At 61.2% G+C, this 23715-nt stretch carries 20 protein-coding genes and 1 pseudogene; 12 read left to right on the top strand and 9 right to left on the bottom strand.

Features of this window, described 5'->3' with window-relative positions:
- The first annotated feature begins 149 nt into the window (after nt 1-149).
- The 10 genes and pseudogenes from purU (at nt 150) to FHT85_RS15560 (ending at nt 12666) form a co-directional block, all read left to right on the top strand.
- Complete coding sequence (gene purU, locus FHT85_RS15605) at nt 150-1034, top strand: formyltetrahydrofolate deformylase (protein WP_113233871.1); 885 nt, start codon at nt 150-152, stop codon at nt 1032-1034.
- A 99-nt stretch (nt 1035-1133) separates the two neighbouring features.
- Nucleotides 1134-1685, top strand: a complete 552-nt coding sequence (locus FHT85_RS15600; RefSeq protein WP_112412749.1) for a hypothetical protein — start codon at nt 1134-1136, stop codon at nt 1683-1685.
- A 135-nt stretch (nt 1686-1820) separates the two neighbouring features.
- Nucleotides 1821-4748 carry an aminotransferase gene (locus tag FHT85_RS15595; RefSeq protein WP_112412750.1) on the top strand — a complete coding sequence of 976 codons (2928 nt, stop codon included), beginning with the start codon at nt 1821-1823 and terminating at the stop codon, nt 4746-4748.
- A gap of 508 nt (nt 4749-5256) precedes the next feature.
- The gene (locus FHT85_RS15590) at nt 5257-5451 is read left to right on the top strand and encodes a hypothetical protein (protein ID WP_015338438.1); all 195 of its coding nucleotides are present in this window, start codon (nt 5257-5259) and stop codon (nt 5449-5451) included.
- A gap of 261 nt (nt 5452-5712) precedes the next feature.
- Nucleotides 5713-6711 carry a P1 family peptidase gene (locus FHT85_RS15585; RefSeq protein WP_112412751.1) on the top strand — a complete coding sequence of 333 codons (999 nt, stop codon included), beginning with the start codon at nt 5713-5715 and terminating at the stop codon, nt 6709-6711.
- A 15-nt stretch (nt 6712-6726) separates the two neighbouring features.
- Nucleotides 6727-7644 (top strand): annotated as a pseudogene (locus tag FHT85_RS15580) (LysR family transcriptional regulator).
- Between the two features lie 157 nt (nt 7645-7801).
- Nucleotides 7802-9331, top strand: coding sequence for an ABC transporter substrate-binding protein (locus tag FHT85_RS15575; RefSeq protein ID WP_112412848.1), 1530 nt, complete (start codon nt 7802-7804; stop codon nt 9329-9331).
- 103 nt (nt 9332-9434) lie between these two features.
- Complete coding sequence (locus FHT85_RS15570) at nt 9435-10388, top strand: ABC transporter permease (protein ID WP_112412849.1); 954 nt, start codon at nt 9435-9437, stop codon at nt 10386-10388.
- Nucleotides 10385-11251 (top strand): ABC transporter permease, encoded by an 867-nt coding sequence (locus FHT85_RS15565; RefSeq protein WP_112412753.1) that lies wholly within the window; start codon nt 10385-10387, stop codon nt 11249-11251. The genes FHT85_RS15570 and FHT85_RS15565 overlap by 4 nt, the downstream gene beginning before the upstream one ends.
- A 23-nt stretch (nt 11252-11274) precedes the next feature.
- Nucleotides 11275-12666 carry an amidase gene (locus tag FHT85_RS15560; RefSeq protein WP_112412754.1) on the top strand — a complete coding sequence of 464 codons (1392 nt, stop codon included), beginning with the start codon at nt 11275-11277 and terminating at the stop codon, nt 12664-12666.
- Between the two features lie 21 nt (nt 12667-12687).
- On the opposite strand, the gene FHT85_RS15555 is transcribed toward FHT85_RS15560, so the two are convergent.
- Nucleotides 12688-13167, bottom strand: coding sequence for an Lrp/AsnC family transcriptional regulator (locus tag FHT85_RS15555; protein WP_112338424.1), 480 nt, complete (start codon nt 13165-13167; stop codon nt 12688-12690).
- A 124-nt stretch (nt 13168-13291) separates the two neighbouring features.
- On the opposite strand from FHT85_RS15555, the gene FHT85_RS15550 reads away from it, so the two are divergent.
- Complete coding sequence (locus FHT85_RS15550; RefSeq protein ID WP_246780004.1) at nt 13292-14296, top strand: DMT family transporter; 1005 nt, start codon at nt 13292-13294, stop codon at nt 14294-14296.
- Here FHT85_RS15550 and FHT85_RS15545 read toward each other — a convergent pair.
- From FHT85_RS15545 to FHT85_RS15535, 3 genes are all read right to left on the bottom strand, one after another.
- Nucleotides 14275-15129: an NlpC/P60 family protein gene (locus FHT85_RS15545; RefSeq protein ID WP_112412756.1), complete on the bottom strand. Its 855-nt coding sequence runs from the start codon at nt 15127-15129 to the stop codon at nt 14275-14277. The two genes, FHT85_RS15550 and FHT85_RS15545, sit on opposite strands and share 22 nt — an antisense overlap.
- A gap of 16 nt (nt 15130-15145) precedes the next feature.
- A complete protein-coding gene (locus FHT85_RS15540; RefSeq protein ID WP_041677769.1) occupies nt 15146-15490 on the bottom strand; it encodes a MarR family transcriptional regulator in 345 nt (114 codons plus the stop codon).
- A gap of 113 nt (nt 15491-15603) precedes the next feature.
- A complete protein-coding gene (locus FHT85_RS15535) occupies nt 15604-16995 on the bottom strand; it encodes a leucyl aminopeptidase family protein (RefSeq protein WP_112412757.1) in 1392 nt (463 codons plus the stop codon).
- 149 nt (nt 16996-17144) lie between these two features.
- Between FHT85_RS15535 and FHT85_RS15530 the strand changes: the two genes are divergently transcribed.
- Entirely contained in the window at nt 17145-17975 is an 831-nt protein-coding gene (locus FHT85_RS15530; RefSeq protein ID WP_112338428.1) for a tetratricopeptide repeat protein, read from the top strand.
- A gap of 98 nt (nt 17976-18073) precedes the next feature.
- Here the strand turns inward: FHT85_RS15530 and FHT85_RS15525 are convergent, their stop codons facing one another.
- The 5 genes from FHT85_RS15525 to FHT85_RS15505 form a co-directional block, all read right to left on the bottom strand.
- Complete coding sequence (locus tag FHT85_RS15525) at nt 18074-18718, bottom strand: LysE family translocator (RefSeq protein WP_112412758.1); 645 nt, start codon at nt 18716-18718, stop codon at nt 18074-18076.
- 119 nt (nt 18719-18837) lie between these two features.
- Entirely contained in the window at nt 18838-19815 is a 978-nt protein-coding gene (locus FHT85_RS15520; RefSeq protein WP_112412759.1) for a type II secretion system F family protein, read from the bottom strand.
- 22 nt (nt 19816-19837) lie between these two features.
- Nucleotides 19838-20845 (bottom strand): type II secretion system F family protein, encoded by a 1008-nt coding sequence (locus FHT85_RS15515; RefSeq protein WP_112412760.1) that lies wholly within the window; start codon nt 20843-20845, stop codon nt 19838-19840.
- 8 nt (nt 20846-20853) lie between these two features.
- Nucleotides 20854-22332, bottom strand: coding sequence for a CpaF family protein (locus FHT85_RS15510; protein WP_112338432.1), 1479 nt, complete (start codon nt 22330-22332; stop codon nt 20854-20856).
- 76 nt (nt 22333-22408) lie between these two features.
- The gene (locus tag FHT85_RS15505) at nt 22409-23680 is read right to left on the bottom strand and encodes a CpaE family protein (protein ID WP_112412761.1); all 1272 of its coding nucleotides are present in this window, start codon (nt 23678-23680) and stop codon (nt 22409-22411) included.
- Between the last annotated feature and the right edge of the window lie 35 nt (nt 23681-23715).

Below are 23715 nucleotides of genomic sequence, written 5' to 3'. Positions count from 1 at the left end.
GGGATACGCCGTTCGAAGACGCAACGGGAACGGCTTTTTGCCCGTCATCCTGCCTAAATATCCGTCGAAACATGACTGGGGGGAGGTATTTCCCAGACCTCCGATTTCATCTAAGCAGGCGGACATCCTCGGGATAGAAGAGAAGAGACATGACGAGCTATGTATTGACAGTTGCGTGCAAATCGACGCGCGGGATCGTTGCGGCGATCTCGAACTATCTGGCCGGGCAGGGCTGCAACATCGTCGACTCCAGCCAGTTCGACGATCTCGACACCGGCATGTTCTTCATGCGTGTCTCCTTCATCTCGGAAGAAGGTGTCGGTGGACCGGCGCTGGCCGAAGGCTTCAAGCCGATCGCCGAGAAGTTCGCCATGGACGTCGAGATCCACGATGCCAAGAAGCGCATGAAGGTGCTGCTGATGGTGTCGCGCTTCGGCCATTGCCTCAACGACCTGCTCTACCGCTGGAAGATCGGTGCCCTACCGATCGATATCGTCGGCGTCATCTCCAACCATTTCGATTACCAGAAGGTGGTGGTCAATCATGACATCCCCTTCCACCATATTCCGGTGACCAAGGCCAACAAGCCGGAGGCGGAAGCCCGGATCATGGACGTGGTCGAGCAGACCGGCACCGAGCTGATCGTGCTGGCGCGCTACATGCAGATCCTGTCGGATTCCATGTGCCAGAAGATGTCGGGCCGTATCATCAACATCCACCATTCCTTCCTGCCGTCGTTCAAGGGCGCGAACCCCTACAAGCAGGCCTATGAGCGCGGGGTGAAGCTGATCGGGGCGACGGCGCATTATGTAACGGCCGATCTCGACGAGGGTCCGATCATCGAGCAGGACACGGCGCGCATCACCCATGCGCAGTCGGCCGAGGACTATGTCTCGATCGGCCGCGATGTGGAGAGCCAGGTTCTCGCCCGCGCTATCCATGCCCATATCCACTATCGCACTTTCCTCAACGGCAACCGCACCGTCGTCTTCCCGGCAAGCCCGGGTTCCTATGCCTCCGAGCGCATGGGGTGAGGCACCGAGGCTCGATTTGGGCCACCTTTCTTTCCTTTTCGCTCCGGCGCGCGATTTGATATCACCGCTATCGAATCGCCCGGAGACTAAGGAGAGGACATGTCATTCTACCGCAATGGAACGCTGCTGCTCGCGGCGTTCCTTTTGAGCGCGCCAGCGTCGCATGCAGCAACAACGCAAGATGACCCTTCCAAGATCGATCTCGCCAAGCTGATCGAATGCACGAAATACGACGTGCCCAGCTACAATAATTTCGCTCTATGGCTGACCGGGCCAGAAAGCGCCAAAGCCATGAAGCAGTTCGGCATGAGCGAGCTGCCGTCGGACAATCCCTTTCTGCGCGAATTCCAGCTTTCGTTGCCTGTGACCGTCTTCGGACGGCGGACGAACAGGATCGTCTTTACCTCCACAGGCCCCCTCGCCGTGCTGGATGAGGCAGATTCTCATTCGCTGGCCAAACAGCTTGGCGTGACAGCCTCGGTCGATCAGCCGAACAAGTTTCTTGGCGAGAAGGTCGTCCTGTCACACAAGGATCAGCAGGCAAATTCGGACACCGTGTTGGAAACGCGCATCTCGCTCAACGTCTCCACAGTCGATACCCATCCCGGTAAGACGCTGGCCGGTTGCAGCTATTCCATCGAGGTCGAATAGGCCCTTACGGCTAGCCGGCTGCATTCCGTGGCCTATCTTCCGTCCCATCGCTCGACAGCCCTATCTGCTTTGGGTAATTTTCTTTAATATGGAATGGTTTAGTGTCGATGCAAATGAACCATCCGGGGGGATGCCATGGCCGACGCCACGCTCGTGAACCGTATGCAACTGCCGAGACCGGACGTGACGCCGGACGAGGCGGCCGAAATCCTGCAGATGCATTACGGCCTGAGCGGGACGCTGACCGAGCTCGGCAGTCAGCAGGACCGCAACTACCGCATCGATGCCGGCGATAATGCCTATGTGCTGAAGATCTGCCGGGCGGAATACGAGCTGGTCGAACTTGAGGCGCAGAACGCCGCGATCCGTCACCTACACGCCAAGCCGGACGCACCGCGCGTGCCTGAAATCGTGCCCTCTCTCAATGGCCGCGATATTCTCACCGTTACCCTTCGTGAACAGGATTATCTCGTTCGGCTGCTCGGCTTTCTTCCGGGCCAGACGCTGACGCGGCGCAAGCATCTGCCGCCTGCCGCAGCCGCAGGCTTAGGCGCGCTTTCGGCCCGGCTTGCCCGAGACCTTGCTGATTTCGACCATCCCGGTCTTCATCGAAACCTGCAATGGGACCTGCGGCGCGCCGGGCCGGTCGCCGTGCAGCTGCTGTCGGCGATCACAGACCACGAGGCGCGCGATCGCATCGCCAAGGCAATGGTGGCGGCCGTCAAGCGCATCCAGCCGCTGGCAAGCGAATTGCGCGTGCAGCCCGTGCATCACGATGTCACCGACGACAACGTCGTCAGCCATCCGGATGCGCACGGGCAACTCGTGCCCGATGGCGTCATCGATTTCGGTGATATCATTCAGGGCTGGCTGGTCGGCGATCTTGCTGTCACCTGCGCATCATTGCTGCACCATGCGGACGGCAATCCCTTCTACATCCTTCCCGCCATCAAGGGCTATCATGCGGTCTATCCGCTGACGGAGGCAGAGGGTAAGGCGCTTTGGCCGCTGATCGTCGCGCGGGCCGTCATCCTTGCTGCCAGCAGCGAACAACAGCTCGCCATCGACCCCGACAATGAGTATGTGCGCGGCAATCTCGATTTCGAACGCGAGATTTTCGATGTCGCTACCGGCGCACAGCCGGATGTGATGGAAGCCGCGATCCTCAAGGTGATCGGCTTCGATGTCGCACCAATCGCGACTGACGGCTGGGCGCCGCTGCTGCCCGACATCGATCCCTCGCAGATTGCCGCCATCGATCTTTCCGTCACCGGCCCCGACTTTATCGACGGCAACTGGCAGAAGCCGGATATGGACTGGCGGCTGCTTGCCCAGACGGCAATCGCGTCGGGGACTGCCGCAACGCGCTACGGCGAATTTCGCCTCTCCCTTGCCGCGCCGCTTAACATGGTACAGCCGCAGAATTTCGCCCTGCATTGCGATATCTGCCTGCCGGCTGGGGCGACGGTTGCGGCTCCCTTCACCGGCCTTCTGCAACGGCAAGGCCAGCATTTCGTGCTGGTCGGGGACGAAATGAGCCTGCATCTCGATGGCATCGAGAGTGCTCTTGAGGAAGGAGCGGCCATCGAGCAAGGAGCTACGATCGGGACCATCGGCAGCGAGGGCTCGGCAATCGGCGGATTGCGCATCCAGCTTTGCCGCGTGCCCGGCCTTGTGCCACCGCTCTTCGCGACGGCGGATCAGGCGGAGGGCTGGTCAGCCATCTCCCCCTCGCCTGCTGCTCTCTTGAACCCGGCCTGCGAAGCGCCGCGGCCGGATCCATCCGCGCTGCTGTCATTGCGCAACGCCCGCTTCGCCAAGCCGCAGAAGCACTATTACGAGTTCCCGCCGCAGATCGAGCGCGGCTGGCGCGAATTCCTGTTCGACACGCAGGGACGCTGCTACCTCGACATGGTCAACAACGTGACGACGCTTGGCCACGCCCATCCGCGCCTGACGGCAGCGATTGCCCAGCAATGGTCTCGCCTCAATACCAACTCCCGCTTCCACTATGCCGCTGTCGCGGAATTCTCCGAGCGGCTGGCGGCGCTGGCGCCTGATGGACTCGACAGCGTCTTCCTCGTCAATAGCGGCTCGGAAGCCAATGATCTTGCGATCCGCCTTGCCTGGGCGCACACGGGCAAGAGGAACATGCTTTGCCTGCTGGAGGCCTATCACGGGTGGACCGTTGCGAGCGATGCCGTCTCCACCTCGATTGCCGACAATCCTCAGGCGCTGACGACACGGCCGGACTGGGTGCATCCCGTCCAGTCTCCCAATACCTATCGCGGCCAATTCCGTGGCCCGGATTCGGGGATCGACTATCTCAACGACGTGACGGCCAAGTTGCAGGCCATCGATGAAAAGGGGGAGGGCCTTGCCGGCTTCATCGCCGAGCCGGTCTATGGCAATGCCGGCGGTATCGCGCTGCCGCATGGCTATCTTGCCGGCGTCTACGATGCAGTACGGCAGCGTGGCGGCCTTTGCATAGCCGACGAAGTGCAGGTGGGCTACGGCCGGCTCGGCGAACACTTCTGGGGCTTCGAAACCCAGGGTGTCGTGCCCGATATCATCACAATCGCCAAAGGCATGGGCAACGGCCATCCGCTCGGCGCCGTCATCACCCGACGCGAGATCGCCGAATCGCTGGAAAAAGAAGGCTATTTCTTCTCTTCCGCCGGCGGCAGCCCGGTCAGCTGCGTCGTCGGCCTCACCGTTCTCGATATCCTTAGGGATGAGAATCTACAGGAAAATGCCCGCGTCATCGGCGACCGGCTGAAGGCCGGGCTGATCGCTCTCATGGATCGCTTCCCACTGATCGGGGCCGTGCATGGCACGGGGCTTTATCTCGGCGTCGAATTCGTGCGCGACCGCGAAAGCCTGACGCCGGCCACCGAAGAGACGGCTGCGATCTGCGAGCGCCTGCTCGATCTCGGAGTCCTCATGCAGCCGACCGGCGATCACCTGAACGTGTTGAAGATCAAACCGCCTCTATGTCTCACACCCGAGAGCGCCGATTTCTTTGTGAAGGCCCTGGAAAAGGTGCTGGAAGATGGATTTTGACGATCCCGGCGCGCCATTAACCATTTAGGTGTTTTAGCGGCGGGTGAATTTTACTGCGTCGGGGCATTGTCGAATCTCGCGGCAGTTCCTATCTCTGTCCCGGTGATCGGCGAGCCTTACCGGCACGGGTGGCAATGCGAAGGCAATTAAGACAACCTTCCCTGCAACCTCCGCGGCTCGGAATTTTATTTTACCGATCGTCGATATTTTGACATCTTTCGGAATATGTTTCTGAAGATGCAACTGCTATTATCTACTAATATAGTGGATAATAGTGCACTCACCGGGTCTCTGCTACGGGGGCCCTAACAAGTACAACGCCAATTGAGGAAGTGACATGCTGAATAGAAAAGTCATTGCTTCGTTCCTTGGGCGGCCCGTGCTTGGCAATGACCGTTCGGGCGCGCTCTCCCGCCCGTGCTGTCGAATGTGACGTTCGTCCTCCTTCCCGGAATAAGACAGTCAATTCGCCATGTCTGCGCCGTGCGTGCGCAGAGGGAGTCTATTTATGAAGAAGCAAGTCATCGAATACGCCGGCGTTCCCGTCGGCATCGTCGTTCCTGATCAGGATCGGCTCAAGTTCATCGCTGTAAAATATCATGTCCATGATCTGGACGAGCAGCATTTCAGAAATGCGGACGAAGTGAAGCTTGCGATCCGCGATCTCCTTTCCCGCCAGCAGGCCAAGCCGATCCATGTTTGATGGGTCGGATTACCTGCGCTTTTACTCAATCCCATCCCCAGCCCTCACCCTTTGATAGAATCAGGGGTGGGGGCTTTTTATTTGAGGCCATCGCGTCGCTTCCTCCGAAGGAAGCGTCCGCCGGCTCCTTGTAAAACACTAAAGCTCCAAAGCCTTCAGTCCCGGACCGCTTGGGTTGAACAAACCCACCTTGTGTTTTCCGCCTCTTTACGGTCCTATCGCCATGACGACCTCGCGTTGTGAGCGGCGAAGGATTTTTTATTGGCTGACCTCCTCAATCTCCTGACCGATATCGAAGGCGTCGCTGTCGGTCACTCCACCGATCTTGCGCTCGGCTCCGGCGTCACCGCCATCGTCTTCGATGAGCCGGCAGTTGCCTCATGCACCGTTCTCGGCGGCGCGCCAGGCGGACGGGATACCGCATTGCTGGACCCTGCAATGACGGTCGGCACAGTGGATGCTCTCGTGCTCTCGGGCGGATCGGCCTTCGGGCTCGATGCCGCAGGCGGCGTGCAAGCAGGCTTGAGGGAAATCGGTCGAGGCCTAAAGGTTGGCGATGCGCTGGTGCCGATCGTGCCGCAGGCGATCCTGTTCGATCTCATCAACGGCGGCAACAAGGATTGGGGGCTGCACTCGCCCTATCGCGATCTCGGCTATGCTGCCTTCAAGGCCGCAGATAAAGGACCGTTTGCACTTGGAAGCGTCGGCGCCGGTACAGGCGCCACCACGGCAACGGTCAAAGGCGGCCTCGGCTCGGCAAGCGCCGTCAGCAGCAGGGGATACAGGATCGCCGCGATCGTCGCCGTCAATGCGCTCGGTTCCGCCACCATCGGCGACGGCCCGCATTTCTGGGCGGCTCCCTTCGAGCAAAATGGCGAATTCGGCGGCCTCGGCATGCCGCAGGTGGCCGATTCGCGCTTGCGGCTGAAGGGCACGAACATCACCGCCACGACCATCGGCGCAGTCATCACCGACGCCCAGTTGACCAAGGCAGAGGCGCATCGCCTCTCCATCTCAGCCCATGACGGCTTTGCCCGGGCACTCCTGCCGACGCATCTGCCGCTCGACGGCGATACCGTGTTTGCCGCCTCTACCGGCAAGCATTCCCGCAACGATATGCCTGGTTTCATGGAGCTTTGCCACCTTGCCACTATTGTCATGGCGCGCGCCATCGCCCGCGGCGTCTACGAGGCGACGGCGCTGCCGGTCGAAGGCGGGCAAGCGGCGTGGCGGGACCGCTTCGCCAAAGCCGGCCTCTAGCGGGAGATTCGGCGCATGCAGATCCGCGCGCTGATCTATTTCGACGAGCTGGTGCGCACCAACTCGATGCGCCAGGCGGCTGAAAACCTGAACGTGGCGCCGACGGCCATCAGCCGTCAGATCTAGAACCTCGAATATCACTTCGGCACTCAGTTGGTCGAGCGCAGTGCCCGCGGCATCAAATTGACGGCTGCCGGCGAATTGCTGGCGGAGCGCGCCGGCCGGACGCTGCGCGAGCTCGACCACGTTCACCAGCTGATCGAAGATCTGAAAGGCCTGCAGCGCGGGACGGTCAGCATCTATGCCAATGGCGCGTCGGTCGCCAGTATTCTTGCTCCAGCGCTGGCCGAGTTCAGTCTGCGCTATCCGCGTCTGCGCTTCGAAGTGACGATCACCAGCGCCCGCGGCGCCATCGAAGCCGTCAGCAATGCCGAGGCCGACATCGCAGTGACGCTGTTTGCCCCGCCGCTTTCCGGCACAAAGGTGCGCCTGCGTTCCGAGCTGGTCTATGACGTGATCGCTGCCGCCTCTCATCCGCTTGCGAGCGCCAGCGAGATCACGCTAAACGAAATCGCGTCACAGGCGCTTGCCGTCCCCGATCGCTCTTTTGGCGCAAGGCAGGCCTTCGACGCGCTTTTCGAACGTGAGGGCCTCAGGCTCGATCCAGTCTTTGAGACCGGTTCGCTGGAAATGCAGAAGGAGCTGGTGCTGCGCGGCGCGGCAATCACCATGCTACCGGCACTTACCGTTCAAAGGGAGATCGAGGCAGGGCAGCTTGTCGCACGGCCCGTTGCGGGCGGCATGGGGGTGCGGACGCCAGTCGATCTCTGTGTCGTGCCCGATCGCCAACTCTCCTTCGCAGCCGGCAAGCTGCTTGATTTCATCGAGCGCTTCATGCATCAGCAACTTTCCGCCAAGGGGAGGCAGGATTGAATCCAACACTGTAGAAGACAAACCAGTGTAGCGATTTCGGCTACACCGAGCACACATTTTCGGAATTGTGTGTGCGCCTATGAGATGACACTATCCTGAAAAAGACCGCATGCCGGAAGGGAAGCCGGACATGCGGGCAAAAAGCAAGGGAACCGACATGACCAAGTTTTCACGCCCAAGCCTGGGCGACGTCGCGCGCCGGCTTGCCTATGGCGCCGCAGTTTCTGCCGGCCTGCTGATGACGGGCCTGACACAGGCTGAAGCCGCGAAGACGACACTCAATCTCGGCATGAGCGTCGAGCCGACGGGCCTCGATCCCACGATCGCCGCGCCTGTCGCGATCGGCCAGGTCACCTGGCAAAACATTTTCGAAGGATTGGTTGCCATCGACCAAAACGGCAAGATCGTGCCGCAGCTTGCCAAGAGCTGGGAAATCTCGCCTGACGGCCTGACCTATACGTTCAAGCTGCAGACCGGCGTGAAATTCCACGACGGCGAAGCCTTCGATTCAGCTGCCGCCAAGTTCACGCTCGATCGCGCTCGCGGCGCCGATTCCGTCAATCCGCAGAAGCGCTTCTTCTCAACGATCGCCTCGATCGACACGCCGGATGCGGAAACGCTTGTGCTGCATCTGTCCTCGCCGACCGGCAGCCTGCTCTATTGGCTTGGCTGGCCGAGTTCCGTCATGGTCGGGCCGAAATCCTCGGCAAACGACAAGACGACACCCATCGGCACCGGCCCGTTCAAATTCTCCTCCTGGACGAAGGGCGACCACGTCGACCTCGTCAAGAACCCGGACTACTGGAACAAATCGGTCGACGTGAAGCTCGAGAAGGTAACCTTTCGCTTCATTTCCGATCCACAGGCCGAAGCCGCCGCGCTGAAGGCCGGCGATCTCGATGCCTTTCCGGAATTCGCCGCGCCGGAGCTCATGAGTTCGTTCGAGGGCGACGCCAGGCTGACGACCAAGATCGGCAATACCGAGCTGAAGGTCGTGGCCGGCATGAACAATACCCGCAAGCCCTTCGACGACAAGCGCGTGCGCCAGGCCCTGATGATGGCGCTCGACCGCAAGACGATCATCGAGGGCGCATGGTCCGGCTTCGGCACGGCGATCGGCAGCCATTACACGCCGAACGACCCCGGCTACAAGGATCTGACCGGCACACTGCCCTATGACGCCGCCAAGGCCAAGGCGCTGCTTGCCGAAGCCGGCTATCCGAATGGTTTCACCTTTACCATCAAGACGCCGCAGATGGCCTATGCACCGCGCAGCGCCCAGGTCATGCAGGCCATGTTCGCCGATATCGGCGTGACGATGAACATCGAGCCGACGGAATTCCCGGCGAAATGGGTGCAGGACGTCTTCACCGGCCGCAATTACGACATGACCATCGTCGCCCATGCCGAGCCGCTGGATATCGATATCTATTCGCGCGACCCCTATTACTTCAACTACAAGAACCCGGCCTTCAACGAGTTGATGAAGAAGATCCAGCTCACCGCCGATCCCACGGAACAGAACAAGCTCTATGGCGAGGCGCAGAGCATTCTTGCCGAAGATGTGCCCGCCCTCTTCCTCTTCGTCATGCCGAAGCTAGGAGTGTGGGACAAGAAGCTGAAGGGTCTTTGGGAGAACGAACCGATCCCGTCCAACGTGCTGACCAACGTTTCCTGGGAAGACTGAGTTCTTTTGCCTGCAGGCGCGGATGGGCGGATCGCTTCGCCCGCCGTAAACCATTTCGATGCCCACCATTTCGATGCCGGGCAAGATCGGCCATGGACTTGCTATGATCGTACTGCTCACCCGCCGGATTTTCGGACTTGTGCTGACGCTGATCGCGGTCTCGCTGCTGCTCTTTGCCGTCATGGCGCTGCTGCCGGGCGACCCGGCCGCCATCACGCTCGGCACCTCGGCGACGCCGGAAACGCTGGCCGCGCTCCGGCATAATATGGGGCTCGATCAACCGCTGATCGTGCGCTACGGGCATTGGCTCGCCGGCGCGCTGGCGGGTGATCTTGGCACGTCCTATACCTATGGTGTCCCGGTCGCAGGTCTCATTGCCGAGCGGCTTGCCGTCACCCTGCCGCTTGCGCTGCTTGCCATACTGTTGTCGGTTCTTGTCGCCGTACCGCTCGGCGTTGCGGCAGCGGCAAGACGCGGCGGCGTCTTCGATATCATCGCCACACTGTTTTCGCAGATGGGCATCGCCGTGCCGGGCTTCTGGGTCGGCCTCCTGCTGGTGCTTGTGTTTGCCACATCGCTCGGCTGGATGCCGGCCGGCGGATTTCCCGGTTGGGAGAGTGGATTCTGGCCTGCCGCAAAGTCGCTGGTGCTCCCGGCCGCTGCCCTTGCTCTGCCGCAGGCGGCGGTGCTGACCCGTGTGACGCGCTCGGCCGTGCTCGATACGCTGCATGAAGATTTTGCCCGCACGGCGATCGCCAAGGGCCTGTCGCGCAGCCGCGTGCTCTGGGGCCATGTGGTGCCGAATGCGCTGGTGCCGGTGCTGACCATTCTCGGGCTGCAATTCACCTTTCTCGTCGCCGGCGCCGTGCTGATCGAAAATGTCTTCACCCTGCCCGGCCTTGGCCGCCTCGCCTATCAGGCGCTCAGCCAGCGCGACGTCATCGTGCTTCAGGATGTCGTGCTGTTCTTCGCCGCCCTCGTCATCGTCGTGAATTTTCTGATCGATCTCTCCTATCTCGTCATCGATCCGCGATTGCGAGCAGGAGGTGCGCGATGACTGCAGTCGAGACCAAAATTGCCGCGCCGTCTTCTCGCCGTCGTTTTCGGGCGCTGCGGCGGATGAATCTCATCGTCGGCGTCGTCATCATCCTTGCACTCTTCTGCGTCGCTCTCGTCTCGCAGTTCTGGACGCCAGTGCCGCCGGCGAAGATGCAAATCCTCCACAAGCTGCAGCCGCCCTTCGGCTTCGGGCTCCTCGGCACCGACCAGATCGGCCGCGACGTCCTGTCGATGCTGATGGCGGGCTGCTGGAATTCGCTTTCCATTTCCGTATCATCGGTCGCGATCGGCGGGACGATCGGAACGATCATCGGTGTCGCCGCCGCCGCCCAACGAGGGCTGTTCGAGGCGCTAGTGATGCGGGCCTGCGACGTGATCTTCGCCCTGCCGCCAATCCTTTCGGCCATGATCCTCGGCGCATTTCTTGGTACCGGGCGCTCAACGGCAATTATCGCCATCGCGGTTTTCATGGTGCCGGTCTTTGCCCGTGTCGCGCTCGGTGCGGCCTTGCAGGCGTGGAGCCGCGACTATGTGCTGGCGGCGCGCGCCATCGGCAATACGCAGCTCTCCATCACGCGCCGCCATGTCCTACCGAACATCATGAGCATCATCATCGTCCAGGCGACGATCCAGCTCGGCCTTGCGATCCTCACGGAAGCCGGGCTCGCCTTCCTGGGTCTCAGCGTGCCGCCGCCGGCACCGACCTGGGGGCGGATGCTGGCCGATGCGCAGACCTATTTCCACGTTGCGCCGTGGCTCGCCCTGCTGCCGGGGCTTGCCATCGCGCTCTCCGTGCTCGGCTTCAACCTGCTCGGCGACGGGCTGCGCGATCTCCTCGACCCCCGCGAGGCGACGCGCTGATTGAGACATAAAGAGTATAGATCATGACCGAACCTACCGATCTTTCCATCCGAGACCTCAGGCGCCAATTTGCCGACAAGAGCCTGTCCCCCAGCGAATACTGGCTGGCGCTCGAGACGCATATCGAGGCATGGGAGCCGACAATCGCTGCTCTCTACGCCTATGATCCTGAGGATGCCCGCAAGCAGGCAGCTGCCTCCACGGAGCGCTGGGCGAAGGGCGCGCCGCTTGGGACACTGGACGGGATTCCGGTGACATTGAAGGAGCTGATCGCCACCAAGGGCCAGCCGGTGCCGCTCGGCACGGCGGCCGTCGAGCTCATTCCCGCTGCCGAAGACGCCCCGATCGCCGCCCGCATGCGCGAGGACGGCGCGGTGATTTTCGCGAAAACCACCTGCCCGGACTACGGCATGCTCTCCTCCGGCCTTTCCAGCTTTCACAAGCTCAGCCGCAATCCTTGGGACCCCAGCCAGAATCCGGGCGGCTCCAGCGCCGGTGCGTCCGCCGCCGCCGCTGCCGGTTATGGACCGCTGCATATCGGCACCGATATCGGCGGCTCGATACGCCTGCCAGCTGGCTGGACCGGCATTTTCGGATTCAAGCCGAGCAATGGCCGCATTCCGATCGATCCCTATTATCTCGGGCGATGCGCCGGACCGATGACCCGCACGGTCGAGGATGCTGCCTTTTCCATGGCGACGCTCTCGCGGCCCGACTGGCGCGACAGCACCAGCCTACAGCCGAACGGGATCGACTGGACGGATCTCGATATCGACGTCCGAGGCATGAAGATAGGCCTGATGCTGGATGCCGGCTGCGGCCTGCATATCGAGGACGAGATACGCGATGCGGTCACCGCTGCCGCCAAGCGCTTCGAGGAAGCGGGCGCCATCATCATTGATGTCGCGCCGGTGCTGACGAGGCAGATGCTGGATGGGCTCGACGCCTTCTGGCGCGCCCGCTTCTGGGGCGACATGACGGCACTGAGCGAGGAGCGCCGCAACAGCATTCTGCCCTATATCTATAGCTGGGCGAAGGGCGGCGCAGAGATCAGCGGCGTCGATGCCGTTCGCGGCTTCAACCAGACCTACGAGATGCGCAAGAGCTGCGCCAAGCTCTTCGCAGAGGTGGATGCCGTGCTTTCGCCGACCAATCCGATCGTCTCCTATCCCGCCGAATGGGCTTCCCCTACCAACGACCCGGCGCGACCTTTCGAGCACATCGCCTTCACCGTTCCGTGGAACATGTCGGAGCAGCCGGCCGCCTCGATCAATTGCGGCTTCTCCCGCTCCGGCATGCCGATCGGCATGCAGATCGTCGGCCCGCGCTTCGGCGACATGCTGGTGCTACGTCTTTCCAAAGCCTTCGAGGACTGGAGTGGCGGCGTGACGAACTGGCCGAAGCTGCCGGCGTGAACGGAACTTGCAGACAGCCAGCTAGTCCAGCGACAACGGAACGGACAGACCGACCTTCACCCGATCCATCGTGACGAGCGACTTGAATTTCGTGACATTCGGATTGTCATAAAAAAGGCGCCGGGCGACGTCCTCATAGGCAGACATGCTGGTGACGACGACGATCAACACGAAGTCTGCCTCGCCGGTGACACCGTAGCATTGCTGGACTTCGGGCGCTTCGAGGAAGCTGCGCTTGATCGCATTGATTAGGTCGTAGCGTTCGTTTGCGATATGCACCTCAACGACGATGGTAATCGGCAAGCCCACGGCCGCCGGATCGACGACGGCGATATTGGCCTGAATGACGCCGCTTTGCTGCATCCGCTTGATACGCCGCTGCACGGCGGGGGCCGACAGATTGACCCGTTCACCGATCTCGCGTTGCGGAACGGTATTGTCCTTCTGAAGAATCTCAAGAATTGCCAGGTCGAACTCATCGAGATCGGCGGGTTTGCGCATTTCAATACATCCTTACCGCAATGAGGAAACAAAATTGCATGAAAGCCGTCAAAATGGAGCCAAATCCTCTTTCCTTATGTACTAGCTTTGCGCCACACATCATCTGACTTGCAAAGGCACGAGAATGTCACAGCCGGACACCGAATACGATATGCGCAGCCAGAGCCTCGGTGAAAGCGAAGATACGAAGGGCTTTCTCCTTGGTCTCGTGGCGATGATTCTCGCGGCGCTGGCCATGAGCATTTCTCCGAGCCTCGTGCGTCTTGCCGATGTCGGGCCCTTCGCCAGCGCCTTCTGGCGTGTCTTTCTGGCGCTGCCGATCCTTTGGATATGGATGCGGTACGCGGAGGTCGCGGAGCCCAATGCGCCTCGCGCCAGCTTCACGATACCGACGATTCTCGCCGGCATTGCCTTCACGGGCGACCTGTTCTTCTGGCATCTCTCGATCATGCGGACAACGATTGCCAACGCCACCTTCTTCGCAACGATGGCGCCGCTATGGGTCGTGATCTTCGGCTGGCTCCTGCTGAGGCAAAGGGTCAGTCGCGCCACGCTTCTAGGCCTCCTCGTCTGCCTTGCGGGCGGTACGGCGCTCGTCGTCCAAAGCCTGGCATTCAATCCGGACCGGGCGGTCGGCGATGCTCTCGCCATCATCACCGGCGCGTTCTTCGGCCTTTATTTCCTGGCGGTCGGCGCAGCGCGGCCAGGGACCAACGCCGCGCGCGTCACCTTCGAATTGAGCGTCATAACCTCCGCGATCCTGTTCCTCATCGCCTTCTTCTTCGAGCCGCGCATCCTGCCGCAGTCGATCTCGGGATGGTGCGTGCTCCTGGCCCTCGGCCTCATCAGCCACGCCGGCGGACAAGGCCTGCTTTCGGTCGCGCTCGGACGACTGCCGACCGTATTCTCCTCGCTCGTCATTTTCCTGGAATCGATCGCGGCCGCTCTTTTCGCCTGGTTCCTGTTCGGGGAAAATGTCACGCTGCTGCAGGCTCTTGGCGGCATCGTCATCGTTGCCGGCATCTGGATAGCACGCCCGCGCACGCCGGAAGACCGCCGCCACGGCAAATGCCGGATGGGTTGTCGCTACAGGGTTTCGGAGCGCAGTCAGTCGATGAAACGGCGATAGCCTGTCGGCCTTTCATAAAGCCAGCCGATGCGCTCGATGGCGGCGGCGAAATTCTCACGGGCGACGGTCATGGTATGGCCGTTGGCGTGGACGATGGTTTCGGGATCCTCCATGATCGCGACATGCCCCTTCCAGAAGACGAAGTCGCCGCGCTTCAACTCCTCGCGCTCGATCGGCTGACCGAGGCCGGCGGCCTGCATGTCGGTATCGCGCGGTGCGGCACGGCCCGTCATCGACAGTGCCAGCTGTACCAGCCCTGAGCAATCGATGCCGAGGCCCGAGCGGCCGCCCCAGAGATAGGGTGTCTCGATGAAGCGTAAGGCGACATCAACGAAGTCGCCGCCCTTGTTGTAACCAATCGGCTGGACGTGCTTTGCGAAGATCGCGGTTCCATCCTCCAGGACGACATAGTGATTGCCCCGCGCCTCTGCCGGGCCGGTCACATGTGCGAGACTGCCCATGGAGAGGATCGCAGCATGTGGCTTGCGCAGCTCCGGCTCGGGATAGAGGAAAGTGCGCTGCGGGACGACGATATGGGTCGGAGCCGCCGCGCCCTCCTTGATCGCCGTTTCCGGAAGATAGCCGACATAGCCGTCAGACAGAGCCTTGATCCAGCACCAGCCGTCGCGGCGCTCGAATATCGTCACCTCTTCGCCCATCAAGAGCTCGGTATCGATGCCCGAGGCGAGATCTGGCTTCGGCCGGAGCGCAACGACCGGCACGGCAACGCGCGCACCAATACCCTCGACGAAACGCTCGGCCTCAACCTTGCCCTTGAGAGAAGCCTCGGCAAGATCGGGTCTGAAAGCATTGAGACGGCGGTCGAGCATCATGGTGAAATTCCTGAGGTTACAATTTTCGGCCGTGCTCGATGATGAGATCGCCGAGTTTTTCAAGATAGAGCGCGCCGGTGACTGTTCGCTTAATGATGACATTGCGGCGATCGCGATCGTCGCGCACGCGGTCGACCAATCCCATCACGCCCATGGTGTCAAGCGCCCGGGTAATGACCGGCTTGGTGACGCCGAGCGTCGCGGCCAGGCCGCGTACGGTATGCGGCGGCGGCACAAGATAGATCTGCAGCAGAATCGCCGTCTGCCGCAGCGTCAAATCATGATCCTCGCGGCGCACCTGAGCGAGCGTCACGCCATGCCAGAGGCCGAGAGCCTGCGAGGCGGTGAGTTCAAGCGGCAAGAGCAACCCCGAAATTCGTTACGCTGCCGTTCCAGTCTCGACCAAGATCGTGGCGGTTTCAAGGGGAATTCGCCGCCCTTCCCCGTAACGCGCGGAGAAGGACCGGCAGCCACCTACCGTACGCTCTGCCTGATATAGTGATAGAGCGCCCGGATCGCCTGTGCCTCGCCGCCGCCGGGCGAATGCGGACGTTCGCTCGGTGCCCAGCCAAAGATGTCGAAATGCACCCAGCTCGGTGTCTTCGTCACGAAGCGCTTGAGAAACAGGGCGGCCGTAATGGCGCCGGCCATGCCGCCTGATGGAGCATTGGTGATATCGGCAAATTTGGTGCGGATATCCTTATCGTAGCCCATATAGAGCGGCATGCGCCACAGCGGATCATCCGTCTCCAGGCTCGCCTCGGTCAGATCGCTGGCAAGTTCGCTATCGTCGGTGAAGAAGGGCGGCAGGTCGGGGCCGAGCGCGACGCGGGCAGCACCCGTCAGCGTCGCCATGTCGATCATCAGGTCCGGCGCGTCCTCGTCGGCATAGGCAAGCGCATCGGCAAGGATCAGCCGACCCTCGGCATCGGTATTGTCGATCTGCACGGTCAGGCCCTTGCGGCTCTTGTAAATATCGCCAGGGCGGAAGGCATTGGCCGATATCGAATTCTCGACGACCGGAATGATGACGCGCAGGTCGACCTTGAGCTTGGCGTCCATGATCATCAGCGCCAGCCCCATGACGTTGGCGGCACCGCCCATGTCCTTCTTCATCAGCAGCATCGAGGACGCCGGCTTGATATCGAGGCCGCCGGTGTCGAAGCACACGCCCTTGCCGACCAGGGTGATGCGGCGATGACCCTTCTTGCCCCAGCGCAGCTCCAGAAGGCGCGGCGCATCGGCGCTCGCACGCCCCACCGTATGGACCAGCGGGAAATTCTCCTTCAGGAGATCATCGCCGATGATGACGGACATCTCAGCCTTGTAGTGCTCGGCCAGCGCACGGAAGGCGGCTTCGAGCTGTTCCGGACCCATGTCATTGGTCGGCGTGTTAATGAGATCGCGGGTGAGAAAGACGCCTGCAAGCTGGCGCTTGATATCGGCGGCATCGGCATCGCGCGGGATCATCAATGTCGGCGCCGCAGCTTTTTCGGATTTGTAGCGGTCGAAGCGATAGCTGCCGAGGCCGAAACCAAGCGAGAGCCGGTTTGCCGTCAGCGGCGCCGTCTCAATATGCCAGGCGCCGGCCGGCAGGCTGCGTGCCAGCTTGCCTGTGAGAAAGGGTTGTTCGGACGGATTGGAGCCGAGGCCGAACAGAGCTCCGCCCAGATGCCCTTCAGCGGTCGGGATCAACAACAGCGAGCCGCTCTCTGCCTTGTAACCCGCCTTGCGTGCCCAATCGAGCGCGATGGGATCGATGGTACCCGTCTCGATATGCGCCGGGGTGACGGCAAAGATCGGCAGGGTCGTGCCACCCTTCGAATTGAAAGGCGTCGCGCGCTCGATGAATTGAAAGGGGACCATGACTATCCTTTGGCGATGACTTTGAAGAATCGAGAGTTAACCGTCTGTTAGGGTTAACAGATTATTGCTGGAGCGAACATTGCGTCGAACCTTTCCCTGTTCCGATTCTAGGCCGGGCGCAAGACTATAGGAATTCAGGGATCAGCGTCATGCCCGCCGCCGCAGCTGCGTCTTCATTCAGAACCTTTCTTTTGCAGGGAGCTTCCATCGCACTTCTGGCGCTCGCGCTCGCAAGCTGCTCGACGACCGGACAGGACAGGATGACGACGGGCTCGATCCCCAAGACTTCGAAATCTGTCGATACGATGAACAGCACCGAGCTGGCTCAGGCGACCGCGACATTTGGCAAGGCCTATGATGCCAATCCCAAGGATCGCGATGCCGGCGTCAACTACGCCAATGCGCTGCGCATGAGCGGCCGCAACAATCAGGCGCTTGCGGTCATGCAGCAGGTTGCAATCGCCAATCCAACCGACCGCGGGGTGCTGGCGGCCTATGGCAAGGCCCAGGCGGCGGCAGGCCAGCTCGACGAGGCGCTTTCGACCATTGACCGCGCCCAGCTTCCGGATCGGCCGGACTGGCGCCTGGTTTCGGCGCAGGGCGCTATCCTCGATCAGCTTGGGCGCTCCCAAGATGCGCGCGCCAAATACCGGGATGCGCTGGTACTGGCTCCAAACGAGCCGACCATCCTTTCCAATCTCGGCATGTCCTATGTGCTGACCGGCGATCTTAAGAATGCGGAAAGCTATCTCCGCACGGCCATCTCGCAGCCGGGCTCCGATAGCCGCGTACGGCAGAATCTGGCGCTGGTCGTCGGTCTGCAGGGCCGGTTTGCGGAAGCCGAACAAATTGCGCGGCAGGAACTGACACCGCAACAGGCGAACGCCAACGTTGCCTATCTGCGCGGCATGCTGGCGCAGCAGAACTCCTGGCAGAAGCTTGCCGCCAGCGGCAACGGCAGGAAAGTCGCCCAACAATAGGGCCAGCGGGAGCGGCCATAACGGCTTGCCTGCGCACCTCTCACATAGATAAACCGGCCGCGCGCCAATTCAGGCGGATACCCAGCAGCTCGAGGCACTTAACGCCAGATCTGGCGCGGCAGCCCCTCGGCGACAAGCCGCGCTCCAAGGGCACCGATGACGGCACCCGCCACCCTGTCGATCCAGAGCTTTGATCCGACATAAAGTGCACGTGGGCGGTTGGAGGAGAAAGCCAGCGTCACTACGGTGTACCAGCCAACCTCGACCAGGAAGACTGCGGGCGGAACCGCAAAGAGCAGCCACGGAGCCGGCGCGGCCGGCAGTAGCGCGGCGAAGATACTGCCGTAGAAAATGGCCGTCTTCGGATTGCTGAGCTGCGTGCCCAGCGCAAAGAGGAAGTTGCGCATCACACCGCCCTCCGCCGGCGTTGCCGGCGCGTCGATGGGAAGGTCATCCGCCGCGCTGCGCCAGATCCGGATGCCGACATAGATCAGATAGAGGCCGCCGCCGATTTTCAGCGCGAGATACAGCCATTCGACCTTCATCAGCAATGCGCTGAGGCCGAACAGGGCCAAGGTTGCGAAAATGACGCTGCCGGTTCCCATGCCGAAAGCCGCGGCAAGCCCCGCCTTGCGAGAGCGCGAAATGGCGATGCGCGAAACGAGCACGAAGCTCGGACCGGGACTGACGGCTCCGATGAAGACAGCCGCCATGACGCTGAAAAATATAGCCAGGGATGACATACGAGACCTCCAAGGATGCTCGGTACGAACGACTTGCGCTTGCCTCAACACACGCCAGACGCACTCGACGACATTACATACAACTAACCATGTCTCCGCGTGGCGGGCAAGCAGGCAATTTAGAACTTATCCATCGCCTGGATGATGGCAGGGCCGAGAATTACGGCCATCAGGACCGGCAGGAAGAAGATGATCATCGGCACGGTCAGCTTCGGCGGCAGCGCGGCGGCTTTCTTTTCCGCCTCGTTCATGCGTTCGTCGCGACCCTCCTGCGCCATGACGCGCAGCGCCTGCGAGAGCGGCGTGCCATAGCGTTCGGCTTGGATGAGCGCTTGCGTCACCGATTTGACGAGATCGATCTGCGTGCGGGCGGCGAGATTGTCAAAGGCGGTACGGCGATCCTGCAGGAAGGAAAGCTCGGCCGTGGTCAGCACCATTTCCTCGGCAAGCGCCGGGGATTGCTCGGCCATTTCCTCGGACACGCGATGCATGCCCGCCTCGATTGAAATGCCCGACTCCACACAGATCAGCATCAGGTCGAGAGCATCGGGCCAGGCGCGCTTGATCGATTTCTGGCGCTTGCTCACCAGATTGGAGATGTAAATGTTCGGCGTATAGAAGCCCAGATAGGCGAAAGCGATGACCCCGAGCAGGCGGATCGGCAGAGGCTTTGCGGCGAACCAGCCGAGAACGAAGACGACGACGATCGCAACCGCGAGAAACAGGAACGGCAGCAGGAATCGCGCCACCAGGAACATGTTGAGCGCATTTTCCGATCGCAAGCCGGCGGCCCGCAAGCGATTGACGGTATTGGCGTCGACCAGCGCGTTGCGCAGGTTGAACCGCTCGACGATCTGCCTGACGTTTCGATTGTTGTGGCTGCGCAGCGATGTCTTGCCGCCTTCCGCATTCAGCCGTGCCCGCTCGCGCGCGCGGATCTGTTCACGCTCCGTCGATACGGCCTTCATGCGCTTGCTGAGATCGCCGCGTTCCAAAAGCGGTATCGCAATCGTGTAGAAAGTCGCGAAGACGGCAATGGCGACCACGACGGCAAGAAGAGTGCCGGGATCGGTTAAACGGGCAGCGAGATCGGTCATGGGCTACGCGGCTCCTTCCCGCTCAGATCTCGAAATTGACCATGTTGCGCATGATGAAGATGCCGATCGACATCCAGATGCCGGCTCCGAGCAAGATCAGATGGCCGCGCGGATCGGCGAATAGGATCATCATGTATTGCGGCGAGGTCAGATAGACCAGCAGCATCACCACGAAGGGCAGAGTGCCAATGATGACGGCGGATGCCTTGGCTTCCATCGACAATGCCTTGACCTTCGCTTTCATCTTCTTGCGCTCGCGCAGCACCTTCGAGAGATTGCCGAGAGCTTCCGACAGGTTACCGCCCGCCTGGGCCTGGATCGCGATAACGATCGCGAAGAAATTTACCTCCTGCAGGGGCATATGGTTCGAGATGCGCGCGCAGGCATCCGCCATGCTGAAACCGACTTGTTGCGCTTCGACCACCCGGCGGAACTCCGTCTTGACGGGCTCCCGTGCCTCGCCGGCCACCAGCCGAACCGCATCATTGAGCGGCAGGCCTGAGCGAAGGGAACGCGTGATGACATCGAGTGCGTTCGGAAACTCTTCCAGAAATTTGCTTTGCCGGCGCTTGATGAGGAAGCGGACGACCCAGCGCGGCAGGCCGAAAGCAGCCGCAAAGAATATGCCCAGAATGGCCAGCGGCGGGGCGCCGACAATGAAAAGAACCAATGTGACGAAAAGACCGAACAGCACGCTAAAGATGTAGAAGCGCGCCGGCGTCAACGACAGACCGGCCTGGGCAAGGCGCGCTTTCAGCGACTGCCTCTTTTTCGTGTTTTCGGACTGGCGCCGTTCCAGATCCTTCAGAGAATCCTGCACGGATTTGCGCCGCTTCGACATTTCCTGGACGCGGTCACGCGCTGCCTTGACCTTGACGCGATCGGTTTCGGCCTGCTTGACGCGATTGACACGACCTTCCGCCTTCTTCTGGGTCTCGATCCGGGAATAGAGAACGCCATAGCAGACCGCCGCGGCGGAAACCGCCGCCAGCAGCACAATCAACAGCACTATTGGATCGATACCGAACATCGTAAATCCTATTGCGCCTTCTGTTCCATTTCATCCAAGGCGGCCGCCAGGCGCCGCTCCTCGTTGTAGTAGCGGGCACGATCCCAGAAATGCGGCTTGCCGATGCCGGTGGAGACGTGCCGACCGATGATCCGGCCGTTCGCATCTTCGCCCTCGATCTCGTAGCGCATCAAGTCCTGGGTAATGATCACATCGCCTTCCATGCCGATCACCTCGGTGATCTGGGTAATGCGGCGCGAACCGTCACGCAGGCGGGCGGCCTGGATGACGACGTCGACGGAGCTGGAAATGATCTCGCGCACGGTCTTGGCCGGCAGGCTGAAACCACCCATCGCGATCATCGATTCCATACGGCTCAAGCACTCGCGCGGCGTATTGGCGTGGATGGTCCCCATGGAACCATCGTGGCCCGTGTTCATCGCCTGCAGCAGGTCGAAGACCTCGGGTCCGCGCACTTCACCGACGATGATGCGTTCGGGACGCATACGCAGGCAGTTCTTGACGAGATCGCGCATGGTGATCTCGCCCTCGCCTTCGATGTTCGGCGGACGGGTTTCAAGACGCACCACATGCGGCTGCTGCAGCTGCAGTTCGGCGGTATCCTCGCAGGTGATGACGCGTTCATCGCGGTCGATGTAGTTGGTCAGGCAGTTCAGAAGTGTCGTCTTGCCCGAACCGGTACCGCCTGAGATGACGACATTGCAGCGCACACGGCCGATGATCTGCAAAAGCGTTGCGCCCTCCGGCGTGATGGCGCCGAAACGGACGAGCTGATCGAGGGTGAGCTTGTCCTTCTTGAACTTACGAATGGTCAGTGCGGGACCGTCGATCGCGAGCGGCGGTGCGATGACGTTGACGCGCGAACCGTCGGGCAGGCGCGCATCGCAGATGGGGCTGGATTCATCAACGCGGCGGCCGACCTGGCTGACGATGCGCTGGCAGATGGAAAGAAGCTGCGAATTGTCGCGGAAGCGGATTTCGGATTCGACGGTCTTGCCGCCGACTTCGATGAAGGTCTGGCCGGCACCGTTGACCATGATATCGGCAATGTCGTCGCGGGCGAGCAGCGGCTCCAGCGGGCCATAGCCAAGCACATCGTTGCAGATATCCTCGAGCAGCTCCTCCTGCTCGGAGATCGACATCGCGAAATTCTTGATGGTGATGATATCGTTGACGATATCGCGGATTTCCTCGCGCGCGGCTTCGTTGCCAAGCTTGGAAAGCTGCGAAAGGTCGATCGTGTCGATCAGCGCGGAGAAGACCTGCGATTTCGTATCGTAATATTCTTCGGTGCGCGCCACGCGACGGCGGCTGGGCGTCTGCATCGAGGGAGGCACGACCTGCTGACGCGGCTGCGTGGAATCATGGGACGGCTCAATCAGCACGGCCGGTGCCGTCGGACCATTGCCAGCGGCTGGCACGCGCGCCGGCGGCGGAGACATCGCGCCGCTCTTTGCAGGACCTTCATTTCCGCGCTTGCCAAACATCTTCTGATCCAATTCTAATGCTGCTGCACGGCCTCCATGAAAATCGGCCTTCGGAAGCCCGTGCGAAATCAAACGATCACTTTCGCTTCAGAAGGCCCAGCAAACCGCCTTTTCTGGCCTTCTTCAAAGCGACACGTCCGGTAACGATGTGCGATATCTGCGAGAAAGTCTCCGCGGTCGGCGACTTCGGATCGGTTTCGGCGATCATCTGCCCGCTGTTGGCGGCATTGCCGAACAGGTTGATGTCGAAAGGGATGATGGCGATCGGATCCGTCTCAAGCGGTGCGCAGAACTCCGAAGGGTTGATCTCCGGACGCTTCGGCATGCCGACCTGATTGAGAATGAGGTGCGGCGCCTTGTCGTTGGGCCGCAGCTTGCGCAGAGCGTCGATCAGATTCTTGGCGTTGCGCAGATTGGCGAGATCGGGCGCGGCGCAAATGACGACCTCGTCTACCGCGCCAAGTACGGAGCGTGTCCATTCCGTCCAGACATGCGGCACATCGAGAACCGCGACCGGCGCACTGCGCTGGAGGACGTCCAGCACCGGCAGGAAAGCCTGCCCTTCGAAATCATAGGCGCGATCCAGCATCGAGGGGGCCGCCAGCAGCGAGAGATGCTGGGAACATTTGGTCAGCAACCGGTCGAGGAAGACCTCGTCAAGCCGCTCAGGGGCATAGACGGCTTCCGCGATACCCTGCGCGGGATCCTGGTCGAAATCGATATTGGCGGTGCCGTAGGGCAGATCGAGATCTGCAAGAATGGTTTCGGTGGAGAAAAGGCTGGAAATTCCGAAGGCGCAATTATGGGCGATGGTCGATGCGCCTACCCCGCCCTTGGCGCCGATAAAAGCGATACTGCGCCCGAGCGGCTCGGCATCGGGATCGATAAAGATCGCCGCCACCGCAGTTAAGAGATCGACCATGTCGGTCGGCTGGACGATATATTCGGAGATGCCGTTGCGGATGAGTTCGCGATAAAGGCCGATATCGTTGTGATAGCCGACGACGATGACTTTGGTGCTCGGATCGCAGACGGCGGCGAGCGGTTCGAGTTCCGCCAACAGGCCGCGCGGACCGGCGCGCGTCTCCAGGATGATCAGATTAGGGGTCGGCGCCGAGGCGAACATGTTCGCTGCAGCTGCGACACCACCGCTGGTGATGCGGAGGCTAACCTTGGACATGCGCCGATCGTTGGCACACTGATCCATCACCTGCTGCAGCTGCTCGCTTTCACAGAAAGCATGTATGGAAATACGCGGCAGCGGCCGCAGATTGTCGAGATTGGCCGAGCGCGAAACCTCCTCCGCTTCCGGGGCAGTCGAGCCGATATCATATTCGATGGCGTTCATGATTTCATCCTGTTCCGCCGGCGCGTAACTCTCAT

It is taken from the genome of Rhizobium sp. BK312 (genome assembly GCF_014193605.1).
In the GTDB taxonomy this organism is placed as follows: domain Bacteria; phylum Pseudomonadota; class Alphaproteobacteria; order Rhizobiales; family Rhizobiaceae; genus Rhizobium.
Note: the sequence above shows the minus strand (reverse complement) of the source record. Positions and strands in the feature narration are given on the sequence as shown.